Origin of the sequence: Billgrantia sulfidoxydans, assembly GCF_017868775.1 — a bacterium.
Taxonomy (GTDB): Bacteria; Pseudomonadota; Gammaproteobacteria; order Pseudomonadales; family Halomonadaceae; genus Halomonas; species Halomonas sulfidoxydans.
In genome coordinates, this window is sequence record NZ_CP053381.1 from 2,152,918 (window position 1) to 2,178,671 (window position 25,754).

The 25,754-nt window shown below is 66.2% G+C and carries 22 protein-coding genes and 4 tRNA genes; 11 read left to right on the plus strand and 15 right to left on the minus strand.

Annotation, left to right across the window (positions count from 1 at the left end; all coding sequences use genetic code 11):
- Window positions 1-95 precede the first annotated feature (95 nt).
- From HNO51_RS09995 to speB, 5 genes are all read right to left on the minus strand, one after another.
- Window positions 96-584 carry a GNAT family N-acetyltransferase gene (locus tag HNO51_RS09995; protein ID WP_197450843.1) on the minus strand — a complete coding sequence of 163 codons (489 nt, stop codon included), beginning with the start codon at window positions 582-584 and terminating at the stop codon, window positions 96-98.
- A 72-nt stretch (window positions 585-656) separates the two neighbouring features.
- Window positions 657-2,102 (minus strand): aldehyde dehydrogenase family protein, encoded by a 1,446-nt coding sequence (locus HNO51_RS10000; RefSeq protein WP_209539110.1) that lies wholly within the window; start codon window positions 2,100-2,102, stop codon window positions 657-659.
- Window positions 2,103-2,113: 11 nt separating this feature from the next.
- On the minus strand, window positions 2,114-3,718 hold the full coding sequence (locus tag HNO51_RS10005; protein ID WP_209539111.1) for a 5-guanidino-2-oxopentanoate decarboxylase: 1,605 nt from the start codon (window positions 3,716-3,718) through the stop codon (window positions 2,114-2,116).
- Window positions 3,719-3,802: 84 nt separating this feature from the next.
- The gene (locus HNO51_RS10010; protein WP_209539112.1) at window positions 3,803-5,185 is read right to left on the minus strand and encodes a YjiH family protein; all 1,383 of its coding nucleotides are present in this window, start codon (window positions 5,183-5,185) and stop codon (window positions 3,803-3,805) included.
- Window positions 5,186-5,273: 88 nt separating this feature from the next.
- Window positions 5,274-6,224 (minus strand): agmatinase, encoded by a 951-nt coding sequence (gene speB, locus HNO51_RS10015; protein ID WP_159551923.1) that lies wholly within the window; start codon window positions 6,222-6,224, stop codon window positions 5,274-5,276.
- A 186-nt stretch (window positions 6,225-6,410) separates the two neighbouring features.
- Between speB and HNO51_RS10020 the strand changes: the two genes are divergently transcribed.
- Window positions 6,411-7,826, plus strand: a complete 1,416-nt coding sequence (locus HNO51_RS10020; protein WP_197450847.1) for a sigma-54 interaction domain-containing protein — start codon at window positions 6,411-6,413, stop codon at window positions 7,824-7,826.
- On the opposite strand, the gene HNO51_RS10025 is transcribed toward HNO51_RS10020, so the two are convergent.
- From HNO51_RS10025 to HNO51_RS10050, 6 genes are all read right to left on the minus strand, one after another.
- A complete protein-coding gene (locus tag HNO51_RS10025; protein ID WP_209539113.1) occupies window positions 7,810-8,937 on the minus strand; it encodes a pyridoxal phosphate-dependent aminotransferase in 1,128 nt (375 codons plus the stop codon). The genes HNO51_RS10020 and HNO51_RS10025 overlap by 17 nt on opposite strands.
- A gap of 109 nt (window positions 8,938-9,046) precedes the next feature.
- Window positions 9,047-10,438 (minus strand): FAD-binding oxidoreductase, encoded by a 1,392-nt coding sequence (locus tag HNO51_RS10030; RefSeq protein WP_209539114.1) that lies wholly within the window; start codon window positions 10,436-10,438, stop codon window positions 9,047-9,049.
- A 66-nt stretch (window positions 10,439-10,504) separates the two neighbouring features.
- Complete coding sequence (locus tag HNO51_RS10035; RefSeq protein ID WP_209539115.1) at window positions 10,505-12,127, minus strand: ABC transporter ATP-binding protein; 1,623 nt, start codon at window positions 12,125-12,127, stop codon at window positions 10,505-10,507.
- A gap of 10 nt (window positions 12,128-12,137) precedes the next feature.
- Complete coding sequence (locus tag HNO51_RS10040) at window positions 12,138-12,974, minus strand: ABC transporter permease (RefSeq protein ID WP_209539116.1); 837 nt, start codon at window positions 12,972-12,974, stop codon at window positions 12,138-12,140.
- On the minus strand, window positions 12,971-13,948 hold the full coding sequence (locus HNO51_RS10045) for an ABC transporter permease (RefSeq protein WP_209539117.1): 978 nt from the start codon (window positions 13,946-13,948) through the stop codon (window positions 12,971-12,973). Before HNO51_RS10045 ends, HNO51_RS10040 begins: the two co-directional genes overlap by 4 nt.
- 140 nt (window positions 13,949-14,088) lie before the next feature.
- The gene (locus HNO51_RS10050) at window positions 14,089-15,645 is read right to left on the minus strand and encodes an ABC transporter substrate-binding protein (RefSeq protein ID WP_209539118.1); all 1,557 of its coding nucleotides are present in this window, start codon (window positions 15,643-15,645) and stop codon (window positions 14,089-14,091) included.
- A 152-nt stretch (window positions 15,646-15,797) separates the two neighbouring features.
- Here HNO51_RS10050 and HNO51_RS10055 point away from each other — a divergent pair, with 152 nt between their 5' ends.
- The 3 genes from HNO51_RS10055 to HNO51_RS10065 all read left to right on the plus strand — a co-directional run bounded on the left by HNO51_RS10055 (window position 15,798) and on the right by HNO51_RS10065 (window position 18,391).
- Complete coding sequence (locus HNO51_RS10055; protein ID WP_209539119.1) at window positions 15,798-16,478, plus strand: GntR family transcriptional regulator; 681 nt, start codon at window positions 15,798-15,800, stop codon at window positions 16,476-16,478.
- Window positions 16,479-16,570: 92 nt separating this feature from the next.
- The gene (locus HNO51_RS10060) at window positions 16,571-17,026 is read left to right on the plus strand and encodes a tellurite resistance TerB family protein (protein WP_197450855.1); all 456 of its coding nucleotides are present in this window, start codon (window positions 16,571-16,573) and stop codon (window positions 17,024-17,026) included.
- 120 nt (window positions 17,027-17,146) lie between these two features.
- Window positions 17,147-18,391, plus strand: a complete 1,245-nt coding sequence (locus tag HNO51_RS10065) for an NAD(P)/FAD-dependent oxidoreductase (RefSeq protein WP_209539120.1) — start codon at window positions 17,147-17,149, stop codon at window positions 18,389-18,391.
- Between the two features lie 24 nt (window positions 18,392-18,415).
- Here HNO51_RS10065 and HNO51_RS10070 read toward each other — a convergent pair whose 3' ends face one another.
- Window positions 18,416-18,844 carry a hypothetical protein gene (locus HNO51_RS10070; protein ID WP_197450857.1) on the minus strand — a complete coding sequence of 143 codons (429 nt, stop codon included), beginning with the start codon at window positions 18,842-18,844 and terminating at the stop codon, window positions 18,416-18,418.
- Between the two features lie 147 nt (window positions 18,845-18,991).
- On the opposite strand from HNO51_RS10070, the gene pyrC reads away from it, so the two are divergent.
- Together pyrC and HNO51_RS10080 are read left to right on the plus strand one after the other, a co-directional pair.
- A complete protein-coding gene (pyrC, locus tag HNO51_RS10075) occupies window positions 18,992-20,032 on the plus strand; it encodes a dihydroorotase (RefSeq protein ID WP_209539121.1) in 1,041 nt (346 codons plus the stop codon).
- 247 nt (window positions 20,033-20,279) lie between these two features.
- On the plus strand, window positions 20,280-21,113 hold the full coding sequence (locus HNO51_RS10080) for a polysaccharide pyruvyl transferase family protein (RefSeq protein WP_209539122.1): 834 nt from the start codon (window positions 20,280-20,282) through the stop codon (window positions 21,111-21,113).
- Window positions 21,114-21,158: 45 nt separating this feature from the next.
- Here HNO51_RS10080 and mtnN read toward each other — a convergent pair whose 3' ends face one another.
- From mtnN to folD, 3 genes are all read right to left on the minus strand, one after another.
- Entirely contained in the window at window positions 21,159-21,890 is a 732-nt protein-coding gene (mtnN, locus tag HNO51_RS10085) for a 5'-methylthioadenosine/S-adenosylhomocysteine nucleosidase (RefSeq protein ID WP_197450860.1), read from the minus strand.
- Between the two features lie 56 nt (window positions 21,891-21,946).
- Window positions 21,947-22,420 (minus strand): S-ribosylhomocysteine lyase, encoded by a 474-nt coding sequence (locus HNO51_RS10090; RefSeq protein WP_197450861.1) that lies wholly within the window; start codon window positions 22,418-22,420, stop codon window positions 21,947-21,949.
- A 74-nt stretch (window positions 22,421-22,494) separates the two neighbouring features.
- The gene (folD, locus tag HNO51_RS10095) at window positions 22,495-23,373 is read right to left on the minus strand and encodes a bifunctional methylenetetrahydrofolate dehydrogenase/methenyltetrahydrofolate cyclohydrolase FolD (protein WP_197450862.1); all 879 of its coding nucleotides are present in this window, start codon (window positions 23,371-23,373) and stop codon (window positions 22,495-22,497) included.
- Window positions 23,374-23,582: 209 nt separating this feature from the next.
- On the opposite strand from folD, the gene HNO51_RS10100 reads away from it, so the two are divergent.
- The 5 genes from HNO51_RS10100 (at window position 23,583) to tig (ending at window position 25,699) form a co-directional block, all read left to right on the plus strand.
- Window positions 23,583-23,659, plus strand: a tRNA-Pro gene (locus HNO51_RS10100).
- 67 nt (window positions 23,660-23,726) lie between these two features.
- Window positions 23,727-23,803 (plus strand) — tRNA-Arg (locus HNO51_RS10105).
- A gap of 89 nt (window positions 23,804-23,892) precedes the next feature.
- Window positions 23,893-23,967, plus strand: a tRNA-His gene (locus HNO51_RS10110).
- Between the two features lie 30 nt (window positions 23,968-23,997).
- A tRNA-His gene (locus HNO51_RS10115) sits at window positions 23,998-24,072 on the plus strand.
- Between the two features lie 274 nt (window positions 24,073-24,346).
- Window positions 24,347-25,699 (plus strand): trigger factor, encoded by a 1,353-nt coding sequence (gene tig, locus HNO51_RS10120; RefSeq protein WP_197450863.1) that lies wholly within the window; start codon window positions 24,347-24,349, stop codon window positions 25,697-25,699.
- Window positions 25,700-25,754: the final 55 nt, after the last annotated feature.

Here is a 25,754-nt window from a genome sequence, read left to right on the forward strand (position 1 = left end):
AGCCCGACAGGGTCAATCATTAGACCATTATCAAGTAACAGGCTAACTACCGAGTTGGTGGCCATGGCGCGGCGATTCGCTCGCGCCGGCCTTTCTCACAGCAGGCGGTACATCACATGGGCGTCGACCAACCCCAACTGGGGATGGCGGAAGGCGCAGGGCAGGGTGCCGACGATCTCGAAGCCGTGCTTCTGCCACTGACGGATCGCCACTTCGTTGGTCGAGACCACCATGTTGAACTGCATGGCGGTGAAACCCAGCTCACGCGCGACACGCAGCGAGTCCTCGCACAGCTTGTTGGCGATGCCCTGGCCGCGGGCCTGCTCGGCCACCAGGTAGCCGCAGTTGCACACGTGGTCGCCGGGGCCCGGCTGGTTGGGCTTGAGGAAATAGGTGCCGAGAACGCGCCCGCGGGCATCCTCGGCCACGCGCACGGCGCGCGGCAGCTCGACCCACATGCGGTAGGCGTCGGATTCCCCGATGTCACGCGGTACGGCGTAGCTGTCGCCGGCGTGCAGCACCGGGGCAATGAAATCCCACATGGCGGGCCAGTCACCCGACTGGTAGGGGCGGATGCGGATCATCGGTGTCCTCCTTGATACCTGGCATCGGCCCGATTCTACGGCATGTCAGCGTGGAAAGGGCGTCCTCCCATGTCAGGCCGGGCCAACGAGATGCTTGACCGCCAGGTAGGCGGAAAGCCCCCAGGGCCCAAGCTCGCGACCGATGCCGCTGCGCTTGAAGCCGCCCCAGCCGGTTTCGGGCAGCACCAGTTGCTCGCCGTTGAGCCAGACGCTGCCGGCCTGCAGGGCGCGGCCGATGCGCGCGGCCCGCTCCCGGTCGGCGCTCACCACCGTGGCGGCCAGGCCGAAGTCGCTGTCGTTGGCCAGCATGATCGCTTCCTCCTCGCTCGCGACGCTGCGTGCGCACAGCACCGGGCCGAAGATCTCCTCGCGCCACAGGCGGCTCTGCGTCGGCACGTCGCGGTAGAGAGTGGGGGCGAGGAAATAGCCCCGTGACGGCAGTGTGCGGTGGCTGGCGTCGCGCACCGCCCTGAGCCCCTCCTGCTCGGCGACGGCGAGATAGGCCTGGACGTTCTCGCGCTGGCGGGCGCTGGTCAGCGGCCCCATGTCGCTAGCCTCATCCAGGGGGTCGCCCAGCACCAGGGCGTCGATACGTGCCGCCAAGGCGTCGTACAGGCTTTCGGCGACGGCTTGGTGGACGATCAGCCGCGAGGTGGCGGAACAGATCTGGCCGGCATTGAAATAGATACCGGCCATGACCCAGTCGGCGGCCTGCTCGGGGTCGGCATCTCCCATTACCAGGATCGGCGACTTGCCGCCGAGTTCCAGCGAAATGTCGGCGGCGCGTTCGGCGGCGGCGTGCATCACCGCTTCTCCGACCCGGTTGCTGCCGGTGAACGAGACCTTGTCGATGCCGGGGTGGGCGGCCAGCGGTGCGCCGATGCCCTCGCCGTCACCGAACAGCAGGTTGAAAACGCCGGCTGGCAGGGCGATCTCCTGGGCGATCTCGGCCAGGGCCCGCTCGGGCAGCGGGGTGACCTCGGAAGGCTTGAGCACCACCGTGCAGCCGGCGGCAAGCGCCGGGGCAAGCTTCCAGGCGCTGGTCACCAGCGGGAAGTTCCACGGCGTGATCAGCCCGACCACGCCCACCGGGTCGTGATAGCAGCGTGCCTCCACGCCCGCCGTCTCCAGCTCGACGAGCCGGCCCTGGCGCTCGTCCAGGGCGCGGGCCTGGCCGGCGTAGTAGCGGTAGCAGGCGATGGCGTCATCGAGATCGATGCCGGCCTCGGCCAGTACCTTGCCGTTGTTGGTCGAGGAGAGCCTGACGAGCTCCTCCCGGCGCCGGCTCAAGCCATCGGCGAAACCCTCCAGGTAGATGGCGCGCTGGGCGCCGGACAGCTCCCGCCAGGCCGGTAGGGCGCGACGTGCTGCGGCAACGGCATCGTCGACGTCGTCCGGATGGCCGGCGGTGACCTCGGCGATCGTCTCCTCGCGATAAGGGTTCATCACCGGCAGGTAGCGCTCGCCTCGCGATGACACCCAGCGGTTGTCGATGAATTGTCTGTCGAGTTGCGGCATAGGAACACTCTTCATGATTCGGTGGCCTCGAGCCAGGCGCTGGCGTCCACTTCGATCAGCAAGGGGCCGCCGTTGGGGCGAACGGCAAGGGCCCGGGCCAGCTCGGCGGGATTGCCGACCCGGGTGGCCAGGCAGCCGAAGCCGGCGGCAACGGTCTGGAAGTCGGGCGCCTGGATGTCGACACCGCAACGCGCGACGCCATGGGCATCCATGTAGCGGCGGATCTCCTCATAGCCCTGGTTGTGCCACAGCACGATCACTACCGGCAGGCGCTCTTCCACGGCGGTGGCGAGCTCGCTGAGGGTGAACATCACGCCGCCGTCGCCGACCAGGGCCACCACGGGAAGTGTGGGCTGGCCCAACTGGGCGCCCAGCGCGGCAGGCAGCCCATAGCCGAGGGTGCCGTAGCCGGTGGAGGCGTTGAAGTAGCGGCGCGGCTCGGGCTGCGAGACCAGGTGATTGCCGGCGTAGACCGGGGCGGTGGAGTCGCCGACCAGGATCGCCTCGGGCAGTGCCTCGCGCAGGACGGCATAGAAGGGTACGAAGGGGGCGAAGGCCAGGTCGGCAGCGAGCCCCAGCGCCGCGAGGGTGGCCGCGGTGCGTTCCCTGCCGGCTCGTGAGAGCGCCTCGGGGAAGAACTCGGCGAGCAGTGCCAGGCTGCGCCCGGCATCGCCCACCAGGCCCAGCGAGACCTGCTGGTTGCGCACCAGCTGCTGGGCTTCGAGGTCGATGCGGATCAGCCTGCCGTGCAGTTCGAAGCCGTCGTCGAAGACCACGTCGTAGTCGGTCTCGCCGAGCTCGGTGCCCACGGCCAGGATGACGTCGGCATGGCGGGCCAGCTCGCGCACGGCGGGCAGCGCCGCGTTGGCGCCCAGATCGAGAGGGTGGTCGCGCCCCAGCACGCCCTTGGCGTTGATGGTAGTAACGGTGGGTGCGTCGAGCCGCTCCACCAGGGTGCGGGCCGCCGCGGGGGCCTCGACGCAACCGCCGCCCAGCAGCACCAGGGGCCTTTGCGCCTCACGTAGCCAAGCGGCGGCCAGGGCCAGCCCCTCGGGATCCGGTGCCGGACGGAACAGGCGAGCCGGGGGCGGCAGTTCGGCTGAGGTCACCGGGGCGTCGAACAGGTCGATGGGAATCTCGATATGCACCGGCCCCGGTCGTTGGCTCTCGAACACCGCAAAGGCGCGGGCCAGCACTTCCGGCAGTGCGGCGGGGTCGAGCAGGGTATGGCTGAAGCGCGAAACCCCTGCCATCAGTTGCTGTTGGCTCGGCAGCTCGTGCAAGCGGCCCTGACCGCGCCCCAGGGTGTCGCGGCGGTTGAGGCTGGAGATCACCAGCATGGGGATCGAATCGGCCAGCGCCTGACCCATGGCGGTGGCGATATTGGTCATGCCGGGGCCGGTGATAATCAGGCACACACCGGGCTTGCCGGTAGCGCGGGCATAGCCGTCTGCCATGAAGCCGGCGCCCTGCTCGTGGCGCGGGGTGACGTGGCGCACGCCGCCATTCTCCAGCCCGCGATAGAGCGCCACGGTATGCACGCCGGGAATGCCGAACACGGTGTCGACGCCATAGGTATCGCGTAACAGGCGCAACAGCAACTGGGCACAAGTCATGGGTAAACCTCTCTGGCTACGGGCTACGGGCTACGGGCTACGGGCTACGAACTGCTCGATGCTCGAAGCCCGTTGCTTGCGGTATCAAAAGAAGAAAGTGTGGGCCATGAAGGCAATGATCGGCAGCGTGATGGCGGTGCGCAGCAGGAAGATGGCCACCAGCTCCCACAGCTTGAGCGGGATCTTCGACTTGAGCAGCAACGCGCCGATCTCCGACATGTAGATCAACTGGGTCAGCGACAGGCAGGCGATGACGAAGCGGGTCAGCTCGCTCTCGATGTTGGTCGCCAGTACCGCCGGCAGGAACATGTCGGCGAAGCCCACCAGGGTGGCGGGAGCGGCCGCCTGGGCCTCGGGAATGCGCAGCAGCTCGAGCACCGGCACCATGGGGTAGGAGAGCCAGGTGAACAGCGGCGTGAACTCGGCCAGGATCAGTGCCACGGTACCGATGGCGAACACCAGCGGCAAAAGGGCGAGGAAAATGTCGGCGACGTTGAACAGCGCGTTGCGCACCAGTTCCCTGGGGCCGGGTGCATGTTCGGCACGACGTACGGCCTGGGTCAGGCTATAGCGCAGCAGGCCCATCTCCTCGGTGCGTTTCTCGGCCAGCTGACAGCCCACCGGCTCGTAGTAGGTGTTCGGCTTGCGCGACAGCGGCGGCAGGCGCGGCACGATCACCGCGGCGATCAGTCCGGCCACCACCACGGTGAAATAGAACTGCACGAACATGTGGTTGATGTCGACGAAGCTGGTGATCAGCAGGCTGAAGGCGATCGAGACGATGGAGAAGTTGGTGGCGATCACCGCCGCCTCGCGACGATTGTAATAGCCTTTTTCGTACTGCTGGGTGGTGATCAGCACGCCGACCGTGCCCGAGCCCATCCATGAGGCGGTGGCGTCGATGGCGCTGCGGCCGGGCAGGTTGAAGATGGCTCGGAAGGGCTTGCGCACCAGGCTGCCGATGAACTCCATGAAGCCGAATTCGACCAGGAACGGCAGCAACAGGGCGGCGAAGAAGAAGAAGGTCAGCAGCACCGGGGCCAGGTCGTTGAGCATCACGCCTCCGGTGAACGAGGCGGTGACGAACTCGGGGCCGAACTGGAAGAAGGTCATCAGGGCGAAGGCGGCCCCCAGGATACGCATGCCGAACCACACCGGGCCGACGTGGAACATGTCGCGCAGCACGCCATTCTCGGCCCAGCCCGGGCGGGCCAGCTTGACCCAGCTGGTGGCCAGGACCGAGAGCACCAGCACGACCACGGCGATGGCCGGCAGGGCGCCGGCAAGCAGCGCCTTGAGACCGTCGGCCATCAGGCCCATGCCGATGTTGATGGTGTCGCCGACCTGGAACGGAATCAGGAACAGGCCGACACCGAGCGCGGAGGGAAGCAGGAATTTCAGCAGGCTGCCACGCTCGAAAGGCGCCTGGGCGGCAACGTTTCGCTGGGTGGTATCAGTGGAGGACATGGGATTTCCCTTTGGGTTGTCGTTGTAGGATCAGGTGGTGTCGGGTCAATTGCGACGCTTGTGTCAGTCGCGTCGCTTCACGCTTGTGTCAGTCGCGACGCTTCACGCCGGGCAGGGCGCAGAGCATTTCGTAGAGCAGGGTGGCACCCATCAGCGCCGTGTTGCCGCTCGGGTCGTAGGGCGGCGAGACCTCGACCAGATCGCCGCCGACGATGTTGAGCCCGGCGGTGCCACGCACGATCTCCAGCCCCTGGGCGGAGGTCAGCCCGCCCATCTCGACGGTGCCGGTGCCGGGAGCCACGGAGGGGTCGAGCCCGTCGATATCGAAGGTGACGTAGACCGGCGTGTCGCCCATCTGCTCGCGCACTTCCGCCATCAGCGGCTCGAGCGAGCGATACCAGCACGCTTCGGCGGTGACGACGCGGAAGCCCTGCTGGCGGCACCAGTCGAAGTCTTCGGCGGCGTAGCCGGTGCCGCGCAGGCCGATCTGCACCACCTTGCCGTGGGCCAGCAGCCCCTCTTCCTGGGCGCGGCGGAACGGCGTGCCGTGGGCGATGGGTTCGCCGAACATGTGCTCGTTGACGTCGGCATGGGCGTCGATATGGATCAGCCCCACCGGGCCGTGCCTCTTGGCGATGGCGCGCAGGATGGGCAGGGTGATCACATGATCGCCGCCCAGTGTCAGCGGCGTGCAGCCATGGCCGAGCACCTCGTCGTAGAAGGCGCTGATGATGTCCACCGTCTTGGGCAGATGGAAGGTGTTGATCGGCACGTCGCCGATGTCGGCCACCTGCAGGCTGTCGAAGGGCGCGGCGCGGGTGGCCATGTTATAGGGGCGCAGCATGCGCGACTCGTCGCGGATCTGGCGCGGGCCCAGGCGCGTGCCGGGACGATTGGAGGTGGCGATGTCCAGCGGTACGCCGATGAAGGCCACGTCGAGCCCTGCAGCGGTAGGCTGGGTGGGCAGGCGCATCATGGTGGCGGGTCCGCCGAAGCGCGGCATCTCGTTGCCGCCGAGCGGCTGGTTGAAGTCGGGCATGGTCGGCTCCTTGCGTAACGTTGGGTCTGGGAACGTCTCTCCCCTGCCTATAGCAGCTTTCGTGCCAACCCCGTGCGGCCTGCCATCATGGGATTTTGCCGCCCCGGGTGATGCAAGATTGAATCGCCATCGCCGCTCATGTGATGCATGATTGAATCAGGATTCATCTTTGCATCGGTGGAAGGCATGAGTGACATCGACCGGGAAGTGATCAGGACCATCGTCGAAACGGCCAACGACCATTTCTTCATCGTCGACGGTGAGGGGCTGGTATTGGACGTCAGCCCGGGAGCGGCGGCGGTCTACGGCATGGCGCGGGAGCGCCTTATCGGCAGTACCGTTCAGCGGCTCGAGGCGGAGGGAGTGCTCAAGCCCTCCATCAGCCTGGAGGTGATCCGCAACGGCAAGCCGGCTCAGCTGATGCAGGTGACCGGTACCGGCAGGCGGGTCATTGCCGAGGCCCATCCGGTGTACGTCGAGGGCAAACTTGCACGTATCGTCAGCCGCTCTCGCGACCTCACCGACCTGCAGCTGCTACAGGACGAATACGCACTGCTGCAAAAGCGCTTCAGTGAGCACCTCAAGCGCAGCCAGGGCGGCGGCAATGCCGAGGATGGCCAGCTCGAGGCGGCGCTGGACGAGCTCCAGGTGCGCAGCGACGTGATGCGGGAGCTGGCCCTGCTGCTCAAGCGCGTGGCACCGTCGGATGCCACGGTATTGATGCTTGGCGAGTCGGGCGTGGGCAAGACCGCCTTCGCTCGCCAGCTGCATCGCTGGAGCCGGCGTCACGCAGGGCCGTTCGTCGAGGTGAACTGCGGGGCGATACCGGAGAACCTGTTCGAGTCGGAGATGTTCGGCTACCAGCCGGGCGCCTTCAGCGGGGCGGCGCGACAGGGCAAGGCCGGGCTGCTGGAACAGGCGGAGGGCGGCACGCTGTTTCTCGACGAGATCGGCGAGCTGCCGCTGCCGATGCAGACCAAACTGCTCAAGGTGATCCAGGACGGCAGCGTCACCCGGCTGGGCGACACCCGCCCGCGGCGGGTCGACTTCCGCCTGGTGGTGGCCACCAACCAGGACCTGGCCAGGCGCGTGGAGAGCGGCGCCTTCCGCCTCGACCTCTACTATCGGTTGAACGTCATTCCGGTGACCCTGCCGCCCCTGCGCGAGCGTCGCGAGGACATTCCGGCCCTGGTCGAGGCGTGCCTGGAGCGGCTCAACCAGCGCTATGGCCAGCGCAAGCTGTTGCATGGCAGCACTTGGTCCGAGCTGATGGGCGGTGACTGGCCGGGCAACGTGCGCCAGCTCGAGAACTGGCTGGAGCGCGCCTGGCTGTCGAGTCCGGGCGACCTGATTCACTCACCGACCCGCGCCGAGACGGCGGCTCCGGTGGCGGTCTCGTCGCCCGATCGGGCCACGGCGGCCGTTCCGACGCTGACGCAGGGCGAAGGCCTGAACGATTATCTGGCCCGTGCCGAACGCAGCGTGCTGGAGGAGATGTGCCGTACGCTAGCGAGCACCTATGCCATTGCCGAGCGGCTGGGGGTCAGCCAGCCCAGCGTGGTGCGCAAGTTGAAAAAGCACGGGCTCAGGATCGAACGCTAGAACCCCCGTTCGTGGTGATGGCACGCTCGAGGATCTCGAAGCGACCGGGCACCAGGGCATCCTCCACGGCGGTGATACGCAGCACGTGGCCGAGATCCGGATGCGCGGGGCGGGCGATGAGACGGCCGGCTTCGAGCAGCTCCTGATTGAGTCGTCCCGCCAGCTCCGCGCTGGGCAGGCGGATGGCGATGAAGTTGGTCGCACTGGGCAGCACGTCGGCACCCAGGTCGCGAAAATGCCGGGCAAGGCGTTCGCGGCGCTGCTTGACGTCACGAATGTGCGCTTCCACCTCGCTGTGGTGATCGAGCACGGTCTCGGCGACGGCCAGCGTCAGGGCGGATACGGCGTAATGGATGCGTACCTTCATCATCATGGCCAGGGTTTCCGGCTCGGCAATGGCGTAGCCGATGCGCATCCCGGCCAGCCCGTGGGCCTTGGACAGCGTGCGCAGCCGGATCACCCCGGGCAGGACCTCGCGACTGAACGGCGAGTCGGCGTCGTCGCGAAAGTCGTGGTAGGCCTCGTCGAGCAGCAGCCAGCAGTCATCGGGAAGTTCGGCACGCAGCCGGCGGATCTCCTCGTCGCTGTGGAGATGTCCGCTGGGATTGTCGGGGTTGGCGACGTAGACCAGCCGGGCCCGGTGCTCGTGGGCGCTGGCCAGCAGCGCCTCGAGGTCGGGCGAGAGCAGGCCCGGCGCCTCCCGATAAGGCCGTTCGACGAGATGACAGCCCTGGCCACGGGCGAAGTAACCGAAGGTGGGATAGGTGCCGCTGGCGCTCACCACCGTACAGCCGGACGTGGCCACGGTGCGCAGCGCCAGGGCGATCAGGCTGTCGGCGCCGGCGTCCACCAGGATGGCCTCCAGCGGCAGGCCATAAAGGGAGGCAAGCCGCTGGCGTACCCCGAGCGCTTCCGAATCGCCGTAGCAGTAGACGTGCTCCACCATGGCGTCGCCGAAGCGTTCCCGCAGCGCCCGGTGGGGCATGTCGAGCCCCTCGTTGGAGCCCAGACGATGAGGGATCTCCCGGCCGATACGCCGCTCCAGCACCTTGATGCCGGGAAAGGGGTTGCTGGGACCGGGGCCGGTCAAGTGGTCGGGAAAACGGGGCATGGAAGACTCCAGTACTCGAGAAGCAGTGTAAGGGATCGTCGCAGGAGGCGGTCGCTGGCTCAAGTCGACGCCCGGCAGGGCGTCAGCGGCCTGGGCCGAACCGCACGATTCACTCCTCGGCAGCCAGGACCTTGTCGCGGTTGAGCAGCTTCAGCGGATCCAGCGCACGCTTGAGGGTATGCATCAGGGCGATCTCCTCGGGCGTGCGCGACAGCGCCAGGTAGTCGCGCTTCTCCAGGCCGATGCCATGCTCGGCGGAAACCGAGCCGCCCAGTTCGGCCAGGGGGGCATAGACGATCTGCTCCACGGCACGGCGGGTTGCCGGTTCGCCATCGCCGACGCTGACCGTGACGTGCAGGTTGCCATCGCCCAGGTGACCGAAGACCACGATGCGCCCCTGCGGCCAGCGCTGCTGCACGGCGCGCTCGAGCTCCGCGGCATAGCCTGGCATGTCGGGGATGGGCAGGCTGACGTCGAAGGTGAAGAGGGGGGCCAGATGCTGGATCAGCCCCTCGATGTCCTCCCGTATATTCCAGATGCCCTGGCGCTGGGCATCGGACTGAGCCAGCACGGCATCCTCGATCAGGCCGGCCTCGAGAGCCGACTCCAGGGCGGCGCTGAGCTGTGCCGTATTTGCCGAGTCGTCGCTGCCCAGCGACTCCACGATGGCGTAGTAGGGCCAGCGGGGCGGCAAGGGAGGCGTATTGCGGCCGCTCTCCTCGGTGAGCAGGGCATAGTGGTTGCGCCACATCACCTCGAAGGTGCCGAGGCTGCCGCCGAGTTCACGCCCCAGATGGGCCAGCAGCCCGGCTACCCCATCGAAGTCGGGACAGGCCACCAGGGCAGTGCGCTCGCTGGCCATCCTGGGGTGCAGGCGGAGCACGGCACGTGTGACGATACCCAGCGTGCCTTCGCTGCCGATGAACAGCTGCTTGAGATCGTAGCCGGCATTGTTCTTGAGCATGCGATTCATCGAGCTGACCACGGTGCCGTCGGCGAGTACCGCCTCGAGACCGAGGACCTGCTGGCGCATCATGCCGTAGCGAATCACCCTCACGCCGCCGGCGTTGGTGGCGATGTTACCGCCGATGGTACAGGAGCCCCGCGCGCCGAGATCGAGCGCGAACTGCAGGCCATGCTCGGCGGCGGCTTCCTGCACCCGCTGCAGCGGCGTGCCGGCCAGCACGGTCAGGGTGCCGCCGACCGGGTCGATCGACTCGATGGCGTTCATTCGCTCGAGCGAAATCACCAGCTCGTCGGGTGCCGCCTCGCCGCCATGGACCAGGCCGGTGAGCCCGCCGTGGGTCACTACGGGTTGACGGGCGGCATGGCACAGGCGCATCACCGCGGCCAGCTCGGCAGTGGTGCCGGGGCGTATGATGGCGCCGGCGCGACAGCTCGCGCCGCTCATCCAGTCGACCTGGCGCTGGGTCACGTCGTTACCGGTGAGTACGTTGCCTGGGCCGACGACGGCAGCGATATCCTTCAGCAGTGCTTGCATTCGGTATCCTTTGCTTTCCTTGTTCTTCGAGCTTGTTCTGCGAGCTTGGGCCTTCGAGCCTGGACTTCAGGCCATGGCCGCTTCGTGCGCACGACCGGGAATGGCGTCGAGAAGCTGCTTCGTATAGGCCTCTTGCGGGCTGAGGAAGACCTCCTGGGCGGTGCCCCGCTCGACGATGCGACCCTGCTGCATGACGATGATGGTGTCGCAGATCTGGGCCGCGACGCGCAGGTCGTGGGTAATGAACAGCAGCGAGAGCGACAGTTTCTGCTTGAGCTCTTCGAGCAGTTCGAGCACCTGGGCTTGGATCGAGACGTCGAGTGCCGACACCGCCTCGTCGGCGACGATCAGTTCCGGATTCAGCGCGAGGGCGCGGGCGATGCCGATGCGCTGGCGCTGGCCGCCGGAGAATTCGTGCGGAAAGCGATCCACGGCCACGGCGCCAAGCCCCACCAGCTCCAGCAGTTCCTCCGCCTGGCGCATGGCCTTGGCGCGTGGCACGCCGTTGGCCATGGGGCCCTGGGCAATGGCATAGCCGACCCGGTGGCGCGGATTGAGCGAGGCGTAGGGGTCCTGGAAGATCATCTGCACGCGATGTCGCTCGCGGCGCAGCGCGTCGCCGCGGAGAGCGGAGAAATCGGTGCCGGCCAGCGCGAGCGTGCCGCTGTCGGGCCGCTCGAGGCGCACCACGCAGCGCCCGAGCGTCGACTTGCCCGAGCCGGATTCGCCGACGATACCTACCGTCTCGCCGGGGGCCAGGGTGAAGGAGACGTCGTCCAGTGCGCGTACCTCGCGCGCTGGCCTGAACAGGCCGCCACGGGAGCGGAAGGTCTTGTTCAGGTTGCACACCTCCAGCAGCGGCGCGGGGCGTTCGCCGCCTCTCGCTTCGGGGGTCACGTTGCTGGGGATCGCCTCGAGCAGGGCCCGGGTATATTCGTGGCGCGGGTTGTCGAGCACTTCGTCGGCCATGCCGAGTTCGACGATCCGGCCATAGCGCATCACGCACACACGGGTGGCGACTTCGGCCACCACGCCGAAGTCGTGGGTGATGAACATCACCGCCATGCCGCGCCGCTTCTGCAGGTTGCGGATCAGCTCGAGGATCTGCGCCTGAGTGGTGACGTCGAGTGCAGTGGTGGGCTCGTCGGCGATCAGCAGCTCCGGCTCCAGGGCCAGCGCCATGGCGATCATCACCCGCTGCCGCTGGCCGCCGGAGAGCTGGAAGGGATAGGCCCGAATGGCCCGCTCGGGCTGCGGAATACCGACCTCCTCCAGCAGCGCCAGGGCCTTCTCCTGGCGTTCGCGAACGTTGTACTTGCCGTGGGCCTCGAAGACTTCGGCAATCTGGGCGCCGACCCGCATCAGCGGATTGAGCGCGGTCATCGGCTCCTGAAAGATCATGCCGATGCGCAGGCCGCGCAGCTGGCGGTGCTGCTTCTCGCTCAGCGTGAGCAGGTCCTGGCCGTCGAACAGCACTTCACCGGCGGTGGGGCGTACGCCCTTGGGCAGCAGGCCCATCACGGCATTGGCCGCCATCGACTTGCCGGAGCCGGATTCGCCCACCACGCAAAGGATCTCGCCGCGCGCCACGTCGTAGCTGACGTCCTCCACCGCGTAGTCGCGGTCGGCTCCCTGGGGCAGGGCCAGGGTCAAGCCGCGGATGCTCAGTACCGGGGTATTGTCGTTCATGCTCCCTCTCCTATGTGCGTTCGCGAGCGAGCTTGGGGTTCAGGGCATCGTCGAGCCCCTCGCCGACCAGGTTGAGCGCCAGTACCGTGAGCAGGATCGCCACCCCGGGGAAGAAGCTCAGCCACCAGGCCTGGCGGATCACCGTGCGTGCGGCGCCGATCATGTAGCCCCACGACATTACGTTGGGATCGCCCAGGCCCAGGAAGGAGAGCGCCGACTCCAGCAGGATCGCCGTCGCCACCATCAGCGAGGCGAGCACGATGATGGGCGACAGCGTATTGGGCAGGATCTGCTTGAGGATGATGGTGCCGTTGGTCTGGCCGACCAGTCGTGCTGCCTCCACGTACTCGCGATGGCGCAGCGACATGAATTCGGCGCGCACCAGACGAGCGACCGGCGGCCAGCTGACGATGGCGATCGCCAGCACGATGGAGGTCACGCTCGGCTGCATGATCGCCACCAGCACGATGGCCAGGGCGAAGTTGGGGATGGTCTGGAAGAACTCGGTGAAGCGCATCAGGGCGTCGTCGATCAGGCCGCCGTAGTAGCCGGCCACGGCGCCCAGCGGCACGCCGATGAGCAGCGCCACCGTGGTCGAGATCAGGCCGATCAACAGCGAGACCCAGGCGCCGTGCATCAATCCGGCGGTCACGTCGCGACCCATGGTATCGGTGCCCAGCGGAAAGCCCTCCATCTCGAGCGGCGGAAGGAAGGGGCGCTGCACCATGCGCCAGGGCGACTCGGGGTAGAGCAGCGGCGCGAGAATCGCCATTAGCACGATGGCAAGCAGAATGACGAGGCCGACCAGGGCGCCGCGGTTCTGGGCGAAGCGGGCGAAAAAGCTCATGACGCCTCCTTGATGCGCGGGTCCGCCAGGCGATAGACCAGATCGGTGATGATGTTGAACACGATCACCAGCGCCGCGGAGAAGAAAAAGATCCCGAGCAGCAGGTTGTAGTCGCGCTGTTGCAGCGCCTCGAACATCAGCCGGCCGATGCCGGGCCAGGCAAAGACCGTCTCGGTGAGGATGGCACCACCCACCATCTGGCCCGCCTGCAGGCCGGCCAGGGTGATGATCGGCAGCAGGGCATTCCTGAGAATGTGGCGGCGCTGGATCACGCGGGGGCTGAGCCCCTTGGCGCGAGCGGTCTTGACGTAGTCCTGCTGGCTCGCCTCGAGCATCGAGGCGCGGGTCATGCGGGTATAGATGGCCATGAAGAACAGCGCCAGGGTGGTGGCGGGCAGGACGAGGTGCTTGGCGACATCGAGCACCAGGGCGAAGCCGGTATGCCCGGCACCCACCGTATACATGCCGTAGGCTGGCAGCCAGCCGAGATAGACCGAGAACAACACCACGGCCATCAACGCGACCCAGAACAGCGGGGTGGCGTAGAAGATCAGCGCCAGCGCCATGATCAGCGAACCCGAAGGCTTCTTGACCCGGGCCGCGGCCATGGAGCCGAGCACGATACCCAGTGCCAGCGACAGTACGAAGGCGGTTCCGGTCAGCAGCAGGGTGGCCGGCAGGCGTGCCAGGATCAGGTCGAGCACCGGCATGCCCTGGCGATAGGACCAGCCGAAGTCGAGCGTGGCGATGCCCGACAGATAGTGCCATAGCTGTACGTAGAGCGGCTGGTCGAGGCCGAAGCGCTCGCGTAGCTGGCGCAGGAACTCCTCGTCGGTGGCGCCGGCTTCGCCGGCCAGGATGGCGGCGGGATCTCCCGGCGCCAGCTGGATCAGGACGAAATTGAAGATGACGATCAGGAACAGTACGACGACGGCCTTGAGCAGCCGCATCGCGATCAAGCGGACATAGAGCATGCAGCAAGCCTCTGGTACGTGGGTACGCAACCGCCTGGGCGAGCGAATCGCCGCGTTGCGCGGGGCTCGATCTCGCTCGGCGGCTGGTTGCCGTTCAAGACGGGGCGGCCCGCGGGGCCACTCCCGTCACTTGCATGCGATCAGCGATCGAGCCAGGCGTTCCGGAAGCCATCGTTCACTCCGACGCCGGAGGTGACCAGATCCTTGACGTCGCAGCGGTAGATGGTCGGGAAACCGAGCTCCAGCAGCCAGCCTACCGGCACGTCCTCATGGAGGATCTCCTGGGCCTCGCGATAAAATGCCTCGCGCTCTTCCTCGGGATAGGCGGTGGCCGCCTGGTCGAACAGCTCGTCGATGCGCTCGTTCTCGTAGCCCTCGACGTTGTTCCACGGCGAGCCCTTCTCGATGTTGTCCGAACGGTAGGAACGGGTGATGCCCAGCGCCGGGTCACCGTACTGGTAGAGGTAGGTGAAGGCCATGTCGTAGTCCCAGTCGCCCAGGCGCTGGTTCCAGCCGCCCACGTCGGTGGACTGGGTGCGCACGTTGATGCCCACCTCACGCAGATTCTGCTGTACGGCCTCGGCCCAGCGTGTCCAGGTCTCGCCGTAGGGCAGCGGCAGCAGGCGTACCTCCTCGCCGTCGTAGCCCATCTCGTCGAGCAGTTCGCGGGCCCGGTCCGGGTCGTGGTCGTAGGGCTCCAGGCCGTCGTGGCGGAACTTGGCGTTGGAACCGAAGGCGGAGAGCGGGACCTGGCCGAGCCCGTTCCACAGCACGTCACGGGCAAACTCACGATCCATGGCGTACATCACCGCCTGGCGGAAGCGCTTGTCGGCGGTGGGGCCTTCGCGGTTGTTCATCCACAGCATGGCGAAGGGGCTGAAATACTCGTGCCCCTCCTCCGTGACGCAGGTGTTGTCCATTTCCGTGAGGCGCGGGATATCGAAATTCTCCACGGTACCGTTGGGCAGCACGTCGACGGTACCGTTCTCGTAGGCCACGGCGCGAGAGGCACCGTCGGGGATCACATGCCAGTTGACGCCGTCGAGGTAGGGCAGGCCCTCCTCGTAGTAGTCGTCGTTGCGCACCAGCTGGATCACGGTGCCGCGCTCCCAGTCGTCGAACTTGAACGGGCCGGTACCGATGGGATGGTTGTTGGCCTCGTTGTCGCGGAACTCGGTGCCTTCGTAAATATGCTTGGGCACCATGGTGAAGGTGCCGGCCTCGAACGAGAGCAGGAACGGGCCGAATGGCTCGGCCAGGGTGAAGACGACGGTGTGGTCGTCGGTGGCCTCGATGCTCTCGACGTGCTGCAGCACGGCGCGGGCGCTGGGATTGAGCTCGCGATGGAAGATGTCGGCCGAGAACACCACGTCCTCGGCGGTGAAGGCCTCACCGTCGTGCCATCGCACGTCGTCCCGCAGATGGAAGGTGTAGACCAGGCCATCGTCGCTGACGTCCCACGACTCGGCGAGCTGTGGCCGCGGTTCCAGGTCGGTGGAGTAGCTCAGCAGCCCCTCGTAGATGTTGCCGGCGACCTTGCGGGTGGGGTCGTTCTGGACCATGCCCAGCACCAGGCCGGGCGGTTCGGGCTGGATGATGGTGTCGATGACTCCGCCGCGCTTGGGCTCGTCGGCGGTGGCAAGAGCGGAAGTGAAGGCCAGTGTGGCGACGGCCAAGGCCAAGGGTGTCTTTCGCATTATCGGATTCCTTGTTGTTGTCACGTCTGTTCTGACAGCCCTTTTGACCATAGCAGCGCCTTCCAAAACTGTCGACAGTCGCCAATCGACGGTCGACATGGACGTTGGCTGCGTCATACTCTAGCGAAGTCAACCCGCAAGAGCCCCAGTGAATGACAGCTTCCAATGCGTTCGGTAGCGGCATGGTCATCCAGCAGCGCAATCTGGTGGAGCAGGTCGCCGACTTCCTCACCCAGGCCATCATCAGCCAGCACTACGCCCCCGGCGAGCGCCTGTCGGAAGTGCAGCTGGCTCGCGACCTGGGCATCAGCCGTGCGCCGGTACGCGAGGCGGCCCGGCTGCTCGAGAGCCGTGGCCTGCTGGTGTCCCAGCCCCGGCGTGGTTTCTTCGTGCGCGCGCTGGATGCCAGCGAACTCAACGACGTGTTCGACCTGCGCCTGTGCCTGGAGCGCCATGCGCTGTCACGGCTGGTCGAGGCCTATGATGCCGACAAGGAGCAGGCGCTGCGCCGTCAGGTCGAGTTGATGTGCGAGGTGGCACTCAACGACAGCGACAGCCGCAAGATCGAGGAGGATCTCGTCTTCCATCGGATGCTGATTGCTTTCACCGGCAATCGACGCCTGCTCAAGGCATTCGACGACATCACCCATGAACTGCGTCTTTGCATCGCGTTGATCGGCAAGACCCATGCCGATCCCGACAGCATCGCGACCAGCCACTGGCTGCTGCTCGATGCGCTGGCCAGCGGCGACGCCGAGCGCTGTCGCGAGGCGATCGACTACCACATCGGCGTGGCGCAGCACTACGTGGTGAAGGGGATCGGCGAAGCCTGAGCGCCGCGGCACGTCTTGTCTGCGGCGCCATGTCGCCATGGAACGCCCGCGGTCCGGGCGGGTCAGATGCGTTAAACGGCCAAGGGGTGACCATGCTTGCAACCATTCAGCGCTTTTTTCAGCAGGCCCTGACGGAACCCGCGGGCGAGGGAAGCAGTGGCCCGACGCTCGAGCGCGCCACCGCCGCCCTGTTGTGCGAGGTGGTGCGCGCCGACTATCACACCGACGAAGCGGAACTCTCGTCGCTGCGCCGGATGCTCAAGCGGCATTTCGGCCTCGGCGATGGCGAAGTCGAGGAGCTGATGGAGCTGGCGCGCGAGGAGATCGAGACCTCGGTCGATCACTACCAGTTCGTCAGCCTCATCAAGCAGCATTACGGCTATGCGCAGCGCTGCGAGCTGGTGCGCATGATGTGGTCGCTGGCCTATGCCGATGGCGAGTCCCATCATCTGGAGGAGCATCGTATCCGGCGCCTGGCCGAGCTGCTGCACGTCAGCCACTCCGATTTCATCCGTGCCAAGCTGCAGGCGCAGGCCGACGCCGAGTAGATCGCCTTGATCCGTGGCATGAAATGCGGGATCAAGGCGGCCGCGGGCGTATCGCGCTGCTAGACTGGGCGCTCGTTCCGGCACTTGCGCCGGAGGCGACTGGCCAACTGGAGGAGTGGCATGTCTCGTCAAACCGTCGTTCTGGGTGCCGGCATGGTCGGCGTCTCCATCGCCTGGCACCTGGCCCGTCGCGGCCGTTCGGTGCTACTGGTGGATCGTCGTCCGCCAGGGCGGGAGACCTCCTACGGCAACGGCGGTCTGATCCAGCGTGAGGCGGTGCGCCCGTACACGTTTCCGCGCGAGGTCGGCAAGCTGCTCAGCGCACTGCCCAATCGCCGGGTGGACATTCGCTACCGGGTGAGCGGCATGCTGACCTATGCCGGGCCGCTGTTCGACTATTGGCGCTACTCGTCGCCACGCCATTATGAGCGCATCGCCGACGAGTACGCTTCGCTGATCGCGCTCTCCACCGAGGAGCACGCCCCCATGATCGAGGCGGCGGGGGCGGCCGACCTGATCGGCAAGGAGGGGTGGTTGGAAGTGCACCGCAGCCAGGCCGAGCTCGAGCGCCGCCGGCGTGAGGCAGAAGATGCCGCCAGGCGTTTCGGGGTGACCCACGTTTTTCTCGATGCCGAGGGGCTGGCCGGCCGCGAGCCTTGGCTGAGTGCCGATCTGGCCGGGGCGATTCACTGGACCAACTCGTGGAGCGTGGCCGACCCCGGTGCTCTGGTGGCGGCCTATGCCGCCAGTTTCCAGCAGCAGGGAGGCGAGTTCCTGCAGGCGACCCTCGAGCGCGTCAGCCCGGCCGGCCAGGGCTGGCATGTCGAGACGGATAGCGGCAGCCACGAGGCCGACGAGGTGGTAGTGGCGCTGGGTCCCTGGGCCGGTGAGTGGCTCAGGAGGCTGGGCTACCGGCTGCCGACCTTCGTCAAGCGCGGCTACCACATGCACTATGGCGCCGCGGAGGGGCGGCGGCTGCGTCACTGGATCGCCGATGCCGACATCGGCTACATCCTGGCGCCGATGCGGGCGGGCATCCGCCTGACGACCGGGGCCGAGCTGGCCCGCATCGATGCGCCTCCCTCCCGGGGCCAGTTGGATGCCGCGGAGCGCAAGGCGCGCGAGCTTTATCCCGCTTTGGGTGGGCGCCTGGAAGCGGAGCCCTGGAAGGGGGCCCGTCCCTGCCTGCCGGACATGAAGCCGGTGATCGGGCCGGCGCCACGCCACAAGGGGTTGTGGTTCGCCTTCGGTCACGGTCATCAGGGCTTCACCATGGGGCCGGTGACGGGACGATTGATGGCGGAAATGATGGAGGGGGAACCTGCTACCGTGGACATGTCGCCGTTTCGGGCGGATCGCTTCTGACTGTTACTGTGCCGGCAGGCGTCATCACGCGCGGCGCCGGCGCCGGCGTCGACGCCACTGGTGATGTGCGAACTTGATCACCAGCGTCATCACGTAGACCACCCAGCCGGCGCTGGCGAGCACGTTGAACAGCAGCATCTTCTGCTGCCCGCTCATCGGGGCGAACAGGGTCTCGATGAGCACCCCGAACAGCAGGGCGAGCGCCATCGGGAGGGCGAGGATGTGCATCCACATCTCGGTGCGCCGCTTGCGCACATGGTAGCGGCTCAGGTGGATGCGAAAGGGGCGATGCATGAAGCTGACCAGAATCATTGCGCCGAGGGCGAGCATGGCAGCCAGGGTGGGTTCTACGCTGTCCAACCGGGCCGAGATGCTGATCGACCAGAAGAAGACGATCCACATCAGTCCGGCCAGAATGGCGACGATATCGGCGTAGTGGCGAACCCGGGGCATTGGCAGCGTCTCTCACGGCAAAATCGGCGTCGATGATACGGTAAATCGGCGTTCGTTGCTGCCATCGGGGCAACTTTCTCGACGCTCGGTCGGCTCTCCCCGGTATAATCGGAGTCTCGACATTCATGCTGACCGACAGGAAATGCCGTGACCGCTATTACCCTGACTCGTCCCGACGACTGGCATCTTCATCTGCGTGACGGAGAGGCGCTCCAGGCCGTGGTGCCCGCGACTGCCCGGCAGATGGGCCGCGCGATCATCATGCCGAACCTCAAGCCGCCGGTCACCACCACCGAGCAGGCCTTGCGCTACCGCGAGCGGATCCTGGCGGCACGGCCCGAAGGGTCGGCCTTCGAGCCGTTGATGACGCTCTACCTCACCGACAATACCCCGGCCGAGGAGATCGAGCGTGCCGTCGCCAGTGGCCGGGTCCATGCGGTGAAGCTCTATCCGGCCGGGGCGACCACCAATTCCGATTCGGGGGTCACCGACCTGGCCCACTGCGACGCCGCGATCGCCGCCATGGCAAGGCTGGGGCTGCCGCTACTGGTCCACGGCGAGGTCACCGATGCCGAGATCGACATCTTCGATCGCGAAGCCGTCTTCATCGAGCGCGTGATGAAGCCGCTGCTCGAGCGTCATCCCTCCCTCAAGGTGGTGTTCGAACACATCACGACCGGCGATGCGGCCGAGTTCGTCGCGCGGGCTCCGGCCAACGTGGCGGCGACGATTACCGCCCATCACCTTTTGTTCAACCGCAACCACATGCTGGTCGGCGGCATCCGCCCGCACTACTACTGCTTGCCGATCCTCAAGCGGGAGCGGCATCGCGAGGCGCTGCTGGCGGCCGCCACCTCGGGCAGCGGCAAGTTCTTCCTCGGCACCGACAGCGCTCCCCATGCCCAGGGCGACAAGGAGTCGGCCTGCGGTTGCGCCGGCGCCTATACCGCCCCGGCGGCGATCGAACTCTATGCCACGGCGTTCGAGCAAGCCGGGGCGCTGGACCGTCTCGAGGGCTTTGCCAGCCACTTCGGGCCGGACTTCTACGGCCTGCCGCGCAACACCGACGCCATTACCCTGGTACGCGAGGAGTGGACGTTGCCGGCATCGCTGCCCTATGCCGACGGCCAGCGCATCGTGCCGCTGAAGGCAGGGGAGACGCTGACCTGGAGGCTGCGCGACTCGTGACGCTGGCTCCCCTCCGGTGTGGCTGCCCCATCCGTTGAAATTTCCGGTCAAGCATTGCCGGGTGAGCTATGGTTAATGAGCGCAGGATGCGCTCGATCTTCGTATACCAAGGTTGCCATTGAGGTGCCTGGCGGTTCCGCTGCCGGGTATCGGTGGTCAGTCTTGCGCAGAGAACCGACACAGGATGAAAAAATGGACTCCCAGGCGGGCGCGTAGGGTCTCTCGGAGCTTTGTCGAACTGGCGCTCTTGCTGACCGTCGCCAAGGGAAAGATCCCGGTCGTGTATTTCGACAAGTTGCTCAATGTCGGGGACGCGATCACGCCTTTTCTGGTCCGGCAGCTCACCGGCAAGGATGTTTACCGAGTCCACTCGAACTCGGTCGTTCACCTGCTGGGAGTCGGGAGCATCATCCACCAGGCGAGAAGTCGCAGCCTGGTGTGGGGCAGTGGGCTCATCGATCCGGAGTGGCTGCCAAGGCGCGACGCCCTGAAGCATGCCAGGTTCGTGGCCCTGAGAGGCCGGCTCACCCAGCAGCTGCTGGCCGCCAAGGGTGCGGACGTGTCAGCGTCGGTGCTCGGGGATCCGGCGCTCATCGTACCTATGCTCTACCAGCCTTCTCGCAGCGGTCGAAAATTCCGCATCGGATTGGTGCCCCACTACGTGGATCAGGACAGTCCGGTGGTCCGCTACATGGCGAAACTCCCCGGCGTCCGACTGATCGACGTAAGGCAGCAGCCCGAGCCGTTCATCGATGCGCTCAACCAATGCGATTCGATCATCTCGTCGTCGTTGCACGGGCTCATCCTTGCGGATTGCTACCGAATCCCCAACCTTTGGGTGCGATTCTCCGATGGCATCACCGGGGGGCAGTTCAAGTTCCAAGACTACTACAGCACCACGGACGCACCGCACACCCGCGTCATGCCGGTCGCGGATCGGGCAGCGGCCGATGCTTGCATGTCGGCCTTGCCAGAGCAGGCCGGTGTTGCCCAGTACCTGGGCGATCCGTTACAGCTGGCTGCCGCTTTTCCCTTCTCCGAATTCGGATGGCGACATGGCGATGCGTGGGGCCAATCGTGAAGGCTGTCGTCTGACATGCCCCCTTGATCGACCCATTGCCAGGGTTCAGCCAATGGCGGGCTCGGGTTCCACCTGCGGAGCGAGTCGCGCGATCATTGCCTCGACCATGCGCGCCGAATGGACGGCGGCCTTTTCCAGGAACTGTTCGAACGATAGATGGTTGTCACTGCCGCCGGCGATGTCGGAGAGCGAGCGGACGACCACGAAGGGACAGCCGTAGAGGTGGCAGGTCTGGGCGATGGCCGCGGCCTCCATTTCGGCCGCGAGCATGGTCGGGAAGCGCGAGCGGGTCTTGCTGACCAGTTCCGGACAGGCCATGAAGACATCACCGGTGGCGATCAACCCCTCGACTACCCTGACTTCGCCCAGCGCCTCGACGCACTCGCGGGCAAGCTTGACCAGGCGCTCATCGGGCCGATAGGCGGCGGGCATCTGTGGCACCTGGCCGTGCTCGTAGCCGAACACCACGGCGTCCACGTCGTGATGGCGCACCTCGCTGGAAACCACCACATCGCCGATCTCGAGCCCTTCGCCGAAGCCGCCCGCCGAGCCGGTATTGATGATGGCCTCGGGCCGGTAGACGTCGAGCAGCAGGGTGGTGCCGATGGCGGCGTTCACCTTGCCGATGCCCGATTGCAGGATCACCACGTCGACCCCGTGCAGCCTGCCGTGGTGGAAGGTGCAGCCGACGTGGGTGCGGGTGCGGCGCTCTTCCAACAGCGAGGCGAGATGCTCCACCTCCTGGGCCATGGCGCCGATGATGCCGATGCGTTTCATCGTGTCTTGCATTCTCCGGTGAGCGGCGCAGGGCGCCGTCGGGCTGTGGCCCGGGCTCAGGCCTCGTCGGCGAAGACCTGGGTCCACTCTTGGCGCTTGGCCAGGAAGCCGCGGGCGATCTGCTTGGCGCCCTCCAGGCTGTGGCTGGCCGCCCAGCCGCACTGGACTTCGTTGCAGGCCGGGACCTCGCTGGCTACCAGCACGTCCTCCAGCGTCTTCTGCAACAGATTCAGCACGTCGTCGTAGTCGTCGTGGTTGATCAGAGCGACATAGAAGCCGGTCTGGCAGCCCATCGGGCTGATATCAACGATGCGGTCCGAATGGTTGCGCGACAGTTCGGCCATCAGGTGCTCGAGGGAGTGCAGCGCCGGCATCTCCATGTGCTCGCGATTGGGTTGGCAGATGCGCATGTCGTACTTGTGGATACGGTCGCCATTGAGCCCGGTCTTGATATCGGCCAGGCGCACGTAGGGGGCTTGCACCTTGGTGTGATCAAGGTTGAAGCTTTCGACGTTCATCTTGTCGCTCATGGGCGGCCTCGCGGCAGGTAGGAAACAGGGAGCGCGCATTCTAGCCGAGCGGCGCGCCCGTGTCAGGCCGCGTTTCAGAGTGTCGGGAGTTCCTGCTCCATGGCGTCATGCCGCTCGGCGGCATAGAGCGTGTTCTCCAGCAGCGAGGCGACGGTCATCGGCCCCACGCCGCCCGGCACCGGCGTGATCCAGGCGGCTCGCTCCGCGGCCGGGCCGAACTCGACGTCGCCGACCAGGCGGCCATCCTCCTCGCGGTTGATCCCCACGTCGATGACGATCGCGCCTTCGCGTACCCACTCGCCCTTGACCAGTCCCGGCTTGCCCACCGCCACCACCAGCAGTTCGGCGCGGCGCACGTGCGACTCCAGGTCCCGGGTGAAGCGATGGCAGACGGTGGTGGTGCAGCCTGCCAGCATCAGCTCCAGCGCCATGGGACGGCCGACGATGTTGGAGGCGCCGACCACGGTGGCATCCAGGCCTCGCACCTTCAGGCCCTGGGCCTGGAGCAGCGTCATGACACCCTTGGGCGTGCAGGGGCGCAGTACCGGCAGGCGCTGGGCCAGGCGACCCAGGTTGTAGGGGTGGAAGCCGTCTACATCCTTGTGCGGCAGGATGCGCTCGAGGAGGGGGCGAGAATCGAGGTGGGCCGGCAAGGGCAGCTGCAGCAGGATCCCGTCGATGCGGGGGTCGGCATTGAGCTCGTCGATCAGGCGCTCGAGCGCCTGCTGGCTAGTATCGCTGGGCAGCGTATGCCGAAAGGAGAGGATGCCCGCCTGCTCGCAGGCGCGGTGTTTATTGCTGACGTAGACGTGGGAAGCCGGGTCCTCGCCCACCAGGACGACGGCGAGGCCAGGGATGCGCTTGCCCTCGGTGCGACGCGTCTCGACCTGGCGTGCAACCTGTTCGCGGACCTGCGCGGCAATGGCCTTGCCATCGATGAGTTGGGCGGTCATCGGTTCTCCCCCGTGATGTGTGCTGTTGAGCGGCGCTGGCGAGGCCGTCTGCGGAATGCGAAGGGTGCCGATTTTCGCATGCCGTGCCCGCGAGGCAAAGCGCAAAAGCCTCGTTGCGTCAGGAAGCTATTGACCACGGTTGATTCTCGCGTAGAATACGCAGCGCTCGGCGAGGCCCGTCTGGGCCTCGTGGGCCGTGCGAAGGCCGGCGGGGTGTAGCGCAGTCTGGTAGCGCGCCTGCTTTGGGAGCAGGATGTCGGGGGTTCGAATCCCTCCACCCCGACCACAACCTTCTGTTTATGCTAAAGAAATGGCGAAGCGGGGTTGCGGTCGGAGGCCATGGAACGTAGAATGCGCCCATAGCTCAACCGGATAGAGCAACGGCCTTCTAAGCCGTAGGTTGCAGGTTCGAGTCCTGCTGGGCGTGCCAGTTTGGCGTGGTCCTGGCGGATGAGTCGAGCATCGGTTTGGGCGTGGCGTTTTGCAAGAGCGCGGCTTTTTGCCGCTCGTGTCGATATGGTGGATGTAGCTCAGTGGTAGAGCCCCGGATTGTGGCTCCGGTGGTCGTGGGTTCGATCCCCATCATCCACCCCAATCGACGCCTCGTGGTTCATTTCTGCAATGGTGGATGTAGCTCAGTGGTAGAGCCCCGGATTGTGGCTCCGGTGGTCGTGGGTTCGATCCCCATCATCCACCCCATTGCACCCTCGGTATCTCCTAGTCCTTTCTTTACCTTTTCTTTTTTCCTGTTGCCGGGCGAGCCAGCTCGTTCGGGTAGTGGTGCCGTCGTCACGGCCTTGGCTCGAAATGGCGGGTGGCGGCGCGTCACGTTAGCCGTGCAGAGCCCTTGTAAAATGCCAGATCGCCCCCATCCTGAGGGCGTAACGCTTGCCAGCGTAGGGCGGGATTCTTAGAATCTCTCTTTTACATTCCGCACTTTTCAAGAACGCCCCCAGTCGGTAGAGGACCATTCATGCAAGTTTCCGTCGAAACGACCTCCCAGATCGAGCGCCGTGTCACGTTCCAGGTGCCGGCCGCTGAGGTCGACGAGGCCGTCGAAGCCCGCCTCAAGGACACGGCGAAGAACATTCGCCTCAACGGTTTCCGCAAGGGTCGGGTACCCATGTCCGTGGTGCGCCAGCGTTACGGCCGCGGCGTGCGTGACGAGGTCGTGGGCGAGCTGATGCGTGAGCGTTATGTGCGTGCCATCACCGAGCAGAACCTCAATCCGGCCGGCTTCCCGAGCATCGAGCCCAAGGTCGACCAGGCCGGCAAGGACCTTGAGTTCGTGGCCTCTCTCGAGGTTTACCCCGAGATCGAGCTCGCTTCGGTCGAGGGTACCGAGGTCGAGCGCCCCGTGGTGCAAGTGAGCGACGCCGATCTCGAAGAGATGATCGAGACCCTGCGCAAGCAGAACGCGTCCTGGGAAGAGGTCGACCGCGCCGCCGAAGAGGGCGATCAGGTCAAGATCGACTTCCAGGGCTTCCTCGGCGACGAACCCTTCGAAGGCGGCAGTGCCGAGGGTCATGAGCTGGTGCTGGGCTCCGGCAACTTCATTCCTGGCTTCGAGGACCAGCTCGCCGGTGCCAAGGCGGGTGAGGAGAAGGTGATCAAGGTCACTTTCCCCGAGGACTACCAGGCCGAGCATCTGGCCGGCCAGGAAGCCACCTTCAAGGTCAAGGTGCACGCGGTGAAGGGGCGTGCCCTGCCGGACGTCGACGAGGCGTTCATCAAGCGCTTCGGCGTCGAGGACGGCGATCTCGAGAAATTCCGCGCCGAAGTGAAGAAGAACATGACGCGCGAGGCCAAGCAGGCCGTCGACAACCGCGTCAAGCAGCAGGTCCTCGAGGCGCTGAAGAAGGCCAACGACATCCCGGTGCCGCAGGCGCTGGTGCAGCAGGAGACCGACGCGCTCAAGCGCCAGGCGGCGCAGCAGTTCGGCCTGGGCGAGGATTTCGACGTGTCCCAGCTGCCCAATGAGCTGTTCACCGAGCAGGCCAAGGGTCGCGTTCAGGTCGGCCTGCTGCTGGCCGAGGTGATCAAGGCCCACGAGCTCGACGCCAGCGACGACGAGATCCGCGCCAAGGTCGAGGAGCTTGCCGAGCAGTACCAGGAGCCGCAGCAGGTCATTGACTACTATATGGGCAACGATCAGCTCAAGACTCAGGTCAAGTCGGCTATCCTCGAAGAGAAGGCCGTCGACAAGCTGCTGGAGCAGGCCACCGTCAAGGACGTGGAGATGAGCTACCAGCAGGCGCTGGCCGCCGCTCAGCAGGGCGAGCAGGACGAAGAGGCCGAGGAAGGCGAGCAGGCAGCCAACGGCTGATTCGGCGGCGTGAGCCAACACCTGCCGGTCGCAGAGGTGGCGATCGGCAGGTGGG